Origin of the sequence: Streptomyces acidicola (assembly GCF_009377235.1) — a bacterium.
Classification (GTDB): domain Bacteria; phylum Actinomycetota; class Actinomycetes; order Streptomycetales; family Streptomycetaceae; genus Streptomyces; species Streptomyces acidicola.
In genome coordinates this window covers 1-10,437 of sequence record NZ_VMNX01000295.1, presented here as the reverse complement: position 1 = coordinate 10,437, position 10,437 = coordinate 1, and the positions used below count along the sequence as shown (strand labels likewise).

Sequence of the window (10,437 nt, the reverse complement as noted above, 5' to 3'; positions counted from 1 at the left end):
CGCGGCATTGCCACCCGCTATGACAAGACCCCCGAGAGCTACCTTGCCGGACTCCACCTACGAGGCGCCGTCATCTGGATCCGCAGCCTTCAGCCAAGTCGCTGATCACGACTCCGTACAGGCCCTAGGCGACTGAGTGACTCGAAGTAACTCAGTCACCTCACCGCAGTTCCTCCGGCGGCCTCCGGTCGCTGTCCACCCTGCCCACCCGCTCCAACTCCCCCACAGGATGTACCGGTACGTCGAGGTGTACACGGGCGTGCACATCGTCAGCGTGATGTAGTGACCCGCTTTCTTCCGGCCCGACTCGTTCGGGAGGGACGCCAACACCTTGACGTTGAACTTCGACGTCTCCCGGAGGATCGCGTGGACCTCGTAGACGAACCATTCGTCCTTGGTCTCAAAGACGATCGGGGCGCCCTTCTCGATCCTGTGGCACAGGGCTCCAAACACCACACGGCAGTTGGCCACTGTGGCCCAACAGCGAGCAGTTGTCCCGTACTTCTGCTTCATTCAGCCACCATATCCAATGATCAATCCATCCATTCTGAGCTTAAGTACGGAATTCGAGCGCATCTTCATATTGATCTACTCGTTGGACGGGTGGGGTGGAGCATCGAGCCTCTGCCCTAAGCCGAAAGGCCAACCTCAAGCAGGCGAACGGAAGGGACGGAGCGTGTTCAACGAAGCAGCTCTGCTGGAGTCGAAAGCCCTGCGCGACAGCGTGCTGGACCGCACGGACGTGCTCGACAGAGTGAAGGCACTGTCGCTGTTGCCGGACGGGATGCACGTGACGACGGCGTTGGTCGCGACGTACTTCGGTGTCACTGCGGAGGCGATCCGCCAGCTCAAGGCACGGCACCACGAGGAACTGACGTACAACGGTGTGGTGACACTCCAGGGTCCTGATCTCGCGGAGTTTAAGCGTGACGTCTTGTCACGCTATCCAGGAAGTTATCCACAGCCGCGAGCAAGCCTCACCCTCTCCTCACGCAGGGCCGTCCTCAACGTCGCCATGCTTCTCCGCGACAGCGACGTAGCCCGTCAGGTGCGCACATACCTCCTCGACATGGAGTATCTGGTACGCACCCTCCCTGTGGACAACCCCGTTCGGGGAGAGGACGTTCATACAAACGAACAGGCACCGTCCCTCGACGACCGCATCGACCAACGCATCGCCCATGTCCTCGGACGGACTGTCGTGCCGATGTTCAACGCCTTGATCGAGACATCGAGTGAGCACCGCCGCGAACTCATCGCTCTGCGGACCGGGGTCCAACGCGTGGAGCAGCGGCTCCGTCAGCATCATGCCCGGTTGCAGAGGTTGGAGAGTCCACGAGAGAACCGGCCTCTCGCCGGGGTCATGGCTTCCATGGACGCCATGAACGGCCGCGAGTTCGAGGAGCACGTCGCCGAACTGCTGCGTCGCGACGGCTGCACCGGCGTCGTCGTCCAAGGCGCGAGCCGAGACCGAGGAGTCGACATCACCAGCCGCACGGCTGACGGACGGCGCATCGTCGTCCAATGCAAGAGATTCGCGCCCCACATCTCAATCACCAGCCCAGAGGTGCAGAAGTTCGTCGGGGCAGCAAAAGTTCTACATAAATCGGAGGTAGCCCTGTTTGTGGCGACGTGCCCCTTCACCCGCGACGCCCTGAACGTCGCCGCCGAGTGCGGCATCACCGCCGTCCATCGTGGGCTGTTGGAGGAGTGGAGCGCCGGTGCCTCACTTGGGGTCCTCGGGTAGCCAAGATGTGACGTAGAAAGGGCCCGAAGTCGCAAGGGATGGTTGCGGCTTCGGGCCCCTCTCATGATGCCAGTGACAGTCGGTGATGTCTCAATCGTGCCTGGCATGGTCGGAACCTCAGAATGAGTTTCCGTTCACCGAGTTATCCACAGCTTCCTTGGCTGACCTCCTCAAAGAAGGTCTGTCATCACCGCAACTCCTCCGGCACCGTCCGATCGCTGTCCACCTTCTCCACCCGCTCCAGCTCCCCCCACACGATGTACCGGTACGTCGAGGTGAACACAGGCGTGCACGTCGTCAGCGTGATGTAGCGGCCCGGCTTCTTCTTCCCCGACTCCTTCGGGACCGGAGCGAGGACCTTGACGTTGTACTTCGAGGTCTCCGGGAGGATCGCGTAGACCTTGTAGACGTACCAGTCGTCCTTGGTCTCGAAGACGATCGGGTCGCCCTTCTTGACCTTGTCGATGTTGTGGAACTTGGCGCCGTGACCGTCACGGTGGGCGGCGAGGGAGAAGTTCCCGTCCTTGTCGCTGGTCGGGAGGGTCGCCTTGACGGGGTCGGTGTAGTAGCCGGCCACGCCGTCGTTCAACAGCTCCGACGACGTGCCCTTACGGACGAGGATCTCGCCCTTCGTCATCGACGGGACGTGCAGGAAACCGATGCCGTTCCTGGTGTCCAATGCCCCGGGACCCCTGGGACCGGTGTCCTGCTCATGCGCCCAGGTGTCACGGACCTTGTCGCCCTGCTTGTCCGCCGCACGGTCGGCGACGACGTTCGTCCACCACAGCGAGTAGGCAACGAACAGTCCGAGCACCAGACCCGCCGTGATGAGAAGCTCACCGAGGACGCTGACCGTCATCGCGATCCGGCCCATGCCACGACGGCGCGGCGTCGCCGCGGTCGAGGACGAGGATGCGGGCGCTCCGGCGGTCCGCTCGTCGTACTCGTCGTGCTGGTCACCGTGCTTCGTGGTCGCTGCCACTTCCATCTGCCCCGTCTGTTCCAGTTATCACGTGCTCCTACTGGACGAGCGCGTCCGGTTTGCCCTTGCTGCGCGGCCGTTCCTCGACCATCTTGCCCCACACGATCATCCGGTACTTACTGGTGAACTCCGGCGTACACGTGGTGAGGGTGATATAGCGGCCCGCCGTCGTGAAACCGGACCCCTTGGGGATCGCGTCGAGGACACCGATGTTCGAGGGGGAGGTCACCGGCAGGATCGAGGCCATGTCGTAGACGTAGTACTTGTCCCGCGTCTCCACCACGATCGGATCGCCCGGCTTGAGACGGTTGATGTACCGGAACGGCTCACCGTGCGTGTTGCGGTGCCCCGCGACGCCGAAGTTGCCCTTCTTGTCCTCGGGCATCGCCGTCTTGATGCTGTTCTCGTCATAGTGCCCGACCATGCCGCGGTCCAGGACCTTCGACTTACTGATGCCCTCCGCGACCGGCACGACCACGTCCAGCTTCGGGATGTGCAGCATGGCGAAGCCCTGCCCGGGCTCGAACGCCCCCGGCGCGCGCTTCCCACTGGCCCACTCCTGCTGGAGGTTGTTCGCCGTCTTGCCCGCCTGCTCATTCGCCAGGATGTTCGACCACCACAGTTGGTACGTCACGAACAGCAGCATCAGCACACCGGTGGTGATGAACACCTCACCGATCGCCCGGCTCGCGACAACGCCCGCGGTGGGCTTGTTCGCCCGCGCCGCCCGCCGTGCCTCCACCCGCGACCGGGGCGCCGCTAAAGGCGTCCCGTCGGCCTTCTCTCCGTCTTGGGCGCCCTGGGCTCCATGCCGGCCCCTTCGGGCGCCAGAGCCGCCCTGAGCCGCTCCAGCGCCCTTGTGGGCACCGTGCGCGCCTCCCGCGCCCCCAAGGCGCCCCTGCCGCTTCGCGGCCTTCCTGCGGGCCGCACGGCCGCCGGGAGCGGAGGCGGGGGACGCACCGGCGATGCCTGCCGCACCGGAGGCTGAGCCCGCCTCAGACGCCGAGCCCGCCCCGGATATCGCCTCGTCGGCCGCCCGGGCCATGCGTCGCGCCTCGTCCACGCGCAGCGCCACGGTCTCCTCGTCGACCGGCAGCGGCCGGTACCGGGCCGTCTCCTCGTCGACCACCGGATGCTCGTGCCCCGCGGCGGCGTACGCGTCGTCGTACGGGGCCGGCTCGTAGGAAGTCCCCATGCCGCCCGGCTCGTACGACGCCTGCGGCTCCCGCTGTGCCTGCGGCTGCGGCTGCGGCTGCGTGTGACCCTGTCCGGACCAGTCCTCGCTGTGCTGGGCCGCCTCGGCATCCTGGACGCCGTACCACTCACGCTGCGGCTCGGCGGCCGAGCGCGAACCGGAAGCGCCCGGCAGGGGATCGGTCAACGGGTCCGAGAGGCCCTCGACCGCCGCCTGGAAGGCCTCCGCCTCGAACGCGTCGGCTCCCCCGTACGCGGCCTCGCCGCCGTAGGAGGAACTGTCGCGCTCGGGGCGCAGCGCCGTCACGCCGTGGCCCTGCCCACGACTGGCGCGAGCCCGGACGACCGCCCCACGGCCTCCCGGTCTCCGCATACCGCCAGCCAGTTGGCGAGCATCCGGTGCCCGTGCTCCGTCAGCACCGACTCGGGGTGGAACTGCACGCCTTCGACCGGGAGTTCACGGTGTCTGAGCCCCATGATGATGCCGTCGTGCGTGCGCGCGGTGACCTCCAGCTCGGCCGGCACCGTCGCCGGCTCCGCGGCCAGCGAGTGGTAGCGCGTGGCGGTGAAGGGGGACGGCAGACCGGCGAAGACACCCCTGCCCTCGTGCTCCACCAACGACGTCTTGCCGTGCAGCAGCTCGGGCGCGCGGTCCACGACACCGCCGTACGCCACCTGCATCGACTGCATCCCGAGGCAGACCCCGAACACGGGCACCCCGGTCGCCGCGCAGTGCCGGACCATGTCGACACAGACACCCGCCTGCTCGGGCGTGCCCGGCCCGGGCGACAGCAGCACACCGTCGAAACCGTCCTGCGCGTGCGAGGTCGCCACCTCGTCGTTACGCAGCACCTCGCACTCGGCACCCAACTGGTACAGGTACTGGACCAGGTTGAAGACGAAGCTGTCGTAGTTGTCGACGACGAGAATCCGGGCGCTCACTGGTCGTTCACCGTCACATCATTGAAGGGCAACAGGGGCTCGGCCCAGGGAAAGACGTACTGGAACAGGACATAGACCACGACCAGGATCAATACGACTGAAACCAACGCCCTGACCCATGCGTTCCCCGGCAGATGCCGCCAGATCCAGCCGTACATGCCGTCCCTTCCGTCACACCACGGCACCAGACTCACGCCGTTTACACCACCAGACTAACGGCGCAACGCCTCCGGTTTCCCAGCCTCCACAGGCTGTGTGGAATCAAGATGCGCCCACACGATCAGCCGATGACTGTGCCCCCACTCCGGTTCACAGGTGGTCAGCGTCAGATAGCGACCCGGGCGGGTGTACCCGGACTTACGTGGGACAGGATCGATCACCTCAACGTCCGTGGGCAGGGTTTTGTACGGCCCTTTGTCGATCCGATACGTGAACCAGGTCGTCCCGTCGGTCAGGACGACCGCGTCACCCACGCGCAGCCTGGGGAAGTCCTTGAAGGGATCACCGTATGTACGGCGGTGGCCGGCCACGGAGAAGTTCCCCTTCTGCCCGAGCCGCGCCGTGTTCGCGTAGTGACCGAGGCCTTCCTTGAGGGTGTTCACCTCGGTGCCCTCCAGCACGGGCTTGTTCCACGTGAAACCAAGGCGCGGGATGTACATCACGGCGAAGGGTTCGCCGTCCTTGTACGGGGCGGGCGCGGCCGGAGCGGCGGAGCTTCCGGGCCTCGTCGAGCCTTCAGGCGTGGTCGGGGGCTTCACGTCCCCCTTCGCCCACTGCTCCTGAAGCTCGCCGATCTGACGGTCCATCGCGCTGTCGGCCTTCACACCCGTCCAGAACAGCACATAGGCCACGAACAGCACGATCAGAGTGCCGACGGTGATGCACAGCTCGCTGACGGTCCTGACGATCACGCGCACCGGCACTGAGTCCCCCAGCGGCAGCTACTCCACAGGCTTCGCGTACTGCAGATCCACTGTGCCCGAGTAAGGGGGAAGAGTCACCGCCCCGTCCTCGGTGGCTTTCCAGCCGAGCCCGTAGACGTTGACGTACACCATGTAGTTCTGGATCGCGGGGGAGACGCTGAGAGCCTTCTGCAGTTTCTGCGGGTCTCCGACCGCCTGGATGGTGTACGGGGGCGAGTAGACGCGACCCTGGAGGATCAGGGTGTTGCCGACGCAGCGCACGGCGCTGGTGGAGATCAGCCGCTGATCCATGACCTTGACGCCCTCGGCGCCGCCCTCCCACAGCGCGTTCACCACGGCCTGGAGGTCCTGCTGGTGGATGACCAGGTAGTCGGGCTGTGGCTCGGGGTAACCGGGCAGCTTGGCGGTGGCGTTCGGCGGGGCGTCGTTGAGGGTGACCGTGATGGCTTCGCCCCTGAGCTTCTGGGTGCCCGCGTTCTTCTCCAGCGCCTTCAACCGGGCGTCTTCCGCATCCGTTCTGCCGTCGTCACGCTCGGCGAGGGCCTCGACGTCGTCACGCAGGGCCCCGTTCGACTCGTCGAGCTGGCCGTTCTTCAGGCTGCGTTCATGGATGAGGTCGGACAGCTTCAGGAGGGAGCTGTCGGTACGGATGTTGGTGCCCTTGGCCGTGTCGAAGCTCGTGAAGAAGATCAGCCCCGCCAGGGCGAACACGGCAGCGGTCAGCACCCGCACTGGCGGGAAACGGTGCGAACTGGACGGATCGGCCGGGGCGGAACCCGTCGCGGGCGAGTCGTCCTGACCCGATCGGGGCGTGTCGGCGGAATTGCTCAACGTACCCTTATCTCCTTCGGCGCCGCGGAAGCACTACGCTAACGGACGCCCGGGGGAGCATTCAGTGTCCCCTTGTACGCTGCCCCGGAGCCCGCCCCAGTTCCCTGCGCGGCCACGCAGCGCATCGACAGGAGAGACCCTCGTGCCGAAGTCACGTATCCGCAAGAAGGCCGACTACACCCCGCCGCCGACCAAGCAGGCAACGAACATCAAGCTGAACAGCCGCGGCTGGGTCGCCCCCGTCATGCTGGCCATGTTCCTGATCGGCCTCGCCTGGATCGTCGTCTTCTACGTCACCGACGGCTCACTGCCCATCGACTCACTGGGCAACTGGAACATCGTGGTCGGCTTCGGCTTCATCGCGGCGGGATTCGGCGTCTCCACCCAGTGGAAGTAGGGCTCCGGCGCAGGTGACGTAGAGGTCGCCGCTCGCTGAACCCAGCTCTGCCCAGGGATGTCCTCTGAGTTATCCACAGACGTTATCCACATGGGGAAACCACATGGGGAAAAGAAAAGACGATCTGTGGATAACCCATCGGACGTTGACGCCGATACGACAGACACACCGCCACTCGTAAGCATGTTCGCCCCCTGCCTCACCTGCGAAAACACGGGTGAGCGACAGGGGGCACAGCTGTTCCCGCACGGTATGCACAAGATCCGCCACCGTCTGTGGACAACATCACCGAAGGCGGGCCGGGCGGCCCCTCAGGTGAGCTGAGCGGTCCTGACCAGCGTCGCGACCACCACGGCGGCCAGCACCAGGCCGCAGACGCCGTACTGGATCAGGGTGCGGCGTTCGCGGGGCGCGTGGACCATCGCGTAGCCGATCACGACACCGGCGACGAGGCCGCCGACGTGGGCCTGCCAGGAGATGTTGAACGCCGGGTTGAAGGTGAAGATCAGGTTGATCACCAGCAGGATGATGATCGGCCGCATGTCGTACCGGAGCCGGCGCATGAGGACCGCGGTCGCGCCGAAGAGTCCGAAGATGGCGCCCGAGGCACCGAGCGAGGGCTGGTTGGCGTCGGCGATCAGGTACGTGAGTGCGCTGCCCGCGAGGCCCGAGACCAGGTAGAGGGTGAGGTAGCGGGCTCGGCCGAGGGCTGCCTCCAGGGGGCCGCCGATCCACCACAGGCTGAGCATGTTGAACAGGATGTGGACGTAGCCGCTGTGCAGGAACATCGACGTCAGCAGCCGGTACCACTGGCCGTCGGCGACTCCCTCGACCGAGCCGAGTCCTGGGACGTAGGCCAGGCCGATGAGGTCGAAGCGGTCGGTGAAGCGAGCCCCGAGGGAGAGCTGGACCAGGAAGATCAGGAGATTGATGCCGAGGAGGACTTTGGTGAGGAGCCGGGGGTCGGCGGTGATGGTGCCGCCCGCCAGGGTGCGCGGCCGGGAGGCGCTCGGGGCGTGGCCCGTGCCGGAGCCGCTGCGGACGCATTCGGGGCACTGGAAGCCCACGGAGGCGCTGACCATGCACTCCGGGCAGATGGGGCGTTCGCAGCGGGTGCAGCGCACGCCGGTGTCGCGGTCCGGGTGCCGGTAGCAGCCGGGCAGGCTGTGGGCGTCCTGTGGGCCCGGGTCCTGTGGGCCCTGCGGGCTGCCCGGTGCCTGGTCCACCATGGGGTCCCCTCAATCTCCGTACGTCGGCACGCAGCGGCGCACATGGGTCCGTACGCAACGTCGCGCCCCGCTCATCCTTACGGTTGAGCGGGGCGATTGGTTCCCTTCGGGCCGTGCGGGCCCTTTCGGGGTGCTGCGAGCGGATTCGGCTCGGCTCTGCCGGGCGTCCGGAGGTCAGCCCTGCCGGGTCTCGACGACGACCGACTCGATGACGACGTCGTTGACCGGGCGGTCGGTGCGGGGGTTGGTCTGGGTGGTCGCGATGGCGTCGATGACCTTCTGGCTGGCCGTGTCGACGACCTCGCCGAAGATGGTGTGCTTGCGGTTCAGCCAGGCCGTCGGGGAGACGGTGATGAAGAACTGCGAGCCGTTGGTGCCCGGTCCGGCGTTGGCCATGGCCAGCAGGTAGGGCTTGTCGAAGGCGAGGTCCGGGTGGAACTCGTCCTCGAACTGGTAGCCGGGACCGCCGGTGCCGTTGCCCAGCGGGTCACCGCCCTGGATCATGAATCCGCTGATCACCCGGTGGAAGACCGTGCCGTCGTAGAGCTTGTCCGTGGACTTCTTGCCGGTTTCCGGGTTGGTCCACTCACGCTCGCCCTGGGCGAGCTCGACGAAGTTCCGGACCGTCTTGGGCGCGTGGTTCGGCAGCAGCCGCACCTCGATGTCGCCTTGGTTGGTCTTCAGGGTGGCGTAAAGCTGCTCGGCCACGATCTGCCTTCCGTTGTCCTCTGTGACTCCCCTGATCCTCGCACGGACGGGGCCGAGCGTCGCCCGGCCACCACATCCGAGCGAACATCCGGGGATGGCGCTTGCGGTTCCGGGAGGTGGTACGTCCGGATTCCCTGGTTGTACTCGCGGAAAACCGGTCGAGTCACCCTGGGCGGGAGCGCGTCGCGATGATCCGTGGCATTGTCGTCTATAAGCGGCTGTTGCCTTATTCGTCCACTCCCTGCATGTGATCGCCTCTCGCCCCGTGATCCGGGTACCCCGCATTCGTACCGAACCCGCACGGAACCCCATGGACGCCTCACGGAACCCGTTATCGCTTTCGGCACCGCCCCCTGTACCGGCCCTGGTGCCCGCTCGGCACGGTCACGTCCGGAGTCCGCCCCCGCGCCCGGATGTGACCCGGATGCCCGTCCACACATGCCCGGAAGCGTTTGGGAAGGCATGATCCGTAAAAGGGTGGAAAGTCGAATTACCGTACGCCACCGAGGAGGAGGATCCCGTGACCCGCAAAGACAGCGTGCGCGCAGCGGCCGAGTCGGCGAAGGACAGCGTGCGGCACGCCGCGGTCGTGGTGGCGCCCTACGCCGACACGGCCAAGGACAGGGCTGTGTACTACTCGCACGAGGCGCGTGTACGGCTCGCGCCCAGGGTGTCGCAGGCCGCGGAACAGGCCCGCCACCAGTACGGCGCCCATGTGGCCCCACGGCTGGTGCAGGCCCGTTCGCATGTGCCGCCGAAGGTCGACCACGCGGCCCACGAGGCCGCTGTCCGGACCCGCAAGGCGGCTCAGCAGGCGGCCGGATATACCGTGCCCCGCGTGGAGCGGGCCGTGGCCGCGGCCGGGCCCGTCCGGGAGGAGGCCACGTCCCGCAGTGTCGCGGCGCTGGCCGCGCTCCGCGGACAGGTCTCGCCCCGGCAGATCCAGAAGCTGGTCCGCCGACAGCAGCGGCGGGCCAGGGCCGGCCGGATCGCCAAGGCTCTGGCCGCGCTGGGTGCCCTCGTGGGCGGCGCCCTCGTCGCGTGGAAGTGGTGGGACAGGCAGGCCAACCCTGACTGGCTGGTCGAGCCCCCTGCCGCCACCGAGGTCCCTGACAGCGGTCACCTCGCCTCCGTCGACGGCAGCGGACAGTCCGCCCTTGACCCCGAGGTGCAGGCCAAGGAGGCCGAGGAGAAGTCAACGGACAGGGACGACCGCCGCTGAGCCCGCCCGGCGGGGCAGGTCCGTCCGCCGGGGCGGGTCCCGTCGCCGGGGCGGGTCCCGTCGGGTCCCTCAACAGCGCTGTGGGGCAGGAGCCTTGAGGAGTTCCTGCTCCATGGCGCTGTTTCACGTGGAACACCCTTAGGAGAGCGCAGCGGAATGCATTGATCCGATTGCGGAGAGTGCCGTCATCAAATTTCCGCCGCTGACGTGACCCAGAACACAGTTTTCGCGAATGCGCACGTCAGGACGGCCAATCCAGCCC

Annotated in this window: 11 protein-coding genes and 1 pseudogene; 3 read left to right on the top strand and 9 right to left on the bottom strand. The window is 66.6% G+C overall.

Annotated elements, in window-relative coordinates:
- Positions 1-160 precede the first annotated feature (160 nt).
- Positions 161-435 (bottom strand): annotated as a pseudogene (locus tag FPZ41_RS41115) (sortase domain-containing protein); the annotation flags it as partial.
- Positions 436-676: 241 nt separating this feature from the next.
- Here FPZ41_RS41115 and FPZ41_RS41110 point away from each other — a divergent pair.
- A complete protein-coding gene (locus FPZ41_RS41110) occupies positions 677-1,747 on the top strand; it encodes a restriction endonuclease (protein ID WP_322621375.1) in 1,071 nt (356 codons plus the stop codon).
- A gap of 187 nt (positions 1,748-1,934) precedes the next feature.
- Here FPZ41_RS41110 and FPZ41_RS41105 read toward each other — a convergent pair whose 3' ends face one another.
- From FPZ41_RS41105 to FPZ41_RS41080, 6 genes are all read right to left on the bottom strand, one after another.
- Entirely contained in the window at positions 1,935-2,729 is a 795-nt protein-coding gene (locus tag FPZ41_RS41105) for a class E sortase (protein WP_407698890.1), read from the bottom strand.
- 37 nt (positions 2,730-2,766) lie between these two features.
- Positions 2,767-3,924: a class E sortase gene (locus tag FPZ41_RS41100; protein ID WP_407698892.1), complete on the bottom strand. Its 1,158-nt coding sequence runs from the start codon at positions 3,922-3,924 to the stop codon at positions 2,767-2,769.
- A 302-nt stretch (positions 3,925-4,226) separates the two neighbouring features.
- Complete coding sequence (locus FPZ41_RS41095; RefSeq protein WP_322621373.1) at positions 4,227-4,865, bottom strand: aminodeoxychorismate/anthranilate synthase component II; 639 nt, start codon at positions 4,863-4,865, stop codon at positions 4,227-4,229.
- Entirely contained in the window at positions 4,862-5,059 is a 198-nt protein-coding gene (locus tag FPZ41_RS41090) for a hypothetical protein (RefSeq protein WP_194236397.1), read from the bottom strand. The genes FPZ41_RS41095 and FPZ41_RS41090 overlap by 4 nt, the downstream gene beginning before the upstream one ends.
- Before the next feature lie 18 nt (positions 5,060-5,077).
- Positions 5,078-5,782: a class E sortase gene (locus FPZ41_RS41085; protein ID WP_322621372.1), complete on the bottom strand. Its 705-nt coding sequence runs from the start codon at positions 5,780-5,782 to the stop codon at positions 5,078-5,080.
- A gap of 24 nt (positions 5,783-5,806) precedes the next feature.
- Entirely contained in the window at positions 5,807-6,619 is an 813-nt protein-coding gene (locus FPZ41_RS41080) for a DUF881 domain-containing protein (RefSeq protein WP_152869277.1), read from the bottom strand.
- 142 nt (positions 6,620-6,761) lie between these two features.
- Here FPZ41_RS41080 and crgA point away from each other — a divergent pair, with 142 nt between their 5' ends.
- Positions 6,762-7,016 carry a cell division protein CrgA gene (crgA, locus tag FPZ41_RS41075; RefSeq protein ID WP_131561849.1) on the top strand — a complete coding sequence of 85 codons (255 nt, stop codon included), beginning with the start codon at positions 6,762-6,764 and terminating at the stop codon, positions 7,014-7,016.
- Between the two features lie 311 nt (positions 7,017-7,327).
- On the opposite strand, the gene FPZ41_RS41070 is transcribed toward crgA, so the two are convergent.
- Together FPZ41_RS41070 and FPZ41_RS41065 are read right to left on the bottom strand one after the other, a co-directional pair.
- On the bottom strand, positions 7,328-8,242 hold the full coding sequence (locus FPZ41_RS41070; protein ID WP_407698891.1) for a rhomboid family intramembrane serine protease: 915 nt from the start codon (positions 8,240-8,242) through the stop codon (positions 7,328-7,330).
- 177 nt (positions 8,243-8,419) lie between these two features.
- On the bottom strand, positions 8,420-8,953 hold the full coding sequence (locus FPZ41_RS41065) for a peptidylprolyl isomerase (RefSeq protein WP_131561846.1): 534 nt from the start codon (positions 8,951-8,953) through the stop codon (positions 8,420-8,422).
- A gap of 520 nt (positions 8,954-9,473) precedes the next feature.
- Between FPZ41_RS41065 and FPZ41_RS41060 the strand changes: the two genes are divergently transcribed.
- Positions 9,474-10,175 (top strand): DUF5324 family protein, encoded by a 702-nt coding sequence (locus FPZ41_RS41060; RefSeq protein WP_131561845.1) that lies wholly within the window; start codon positions 9,474-9,476, stop codon positions 10,173-10,175.
- Positions 10,176-10,437 lie beyond the last annotated feature (262 nt).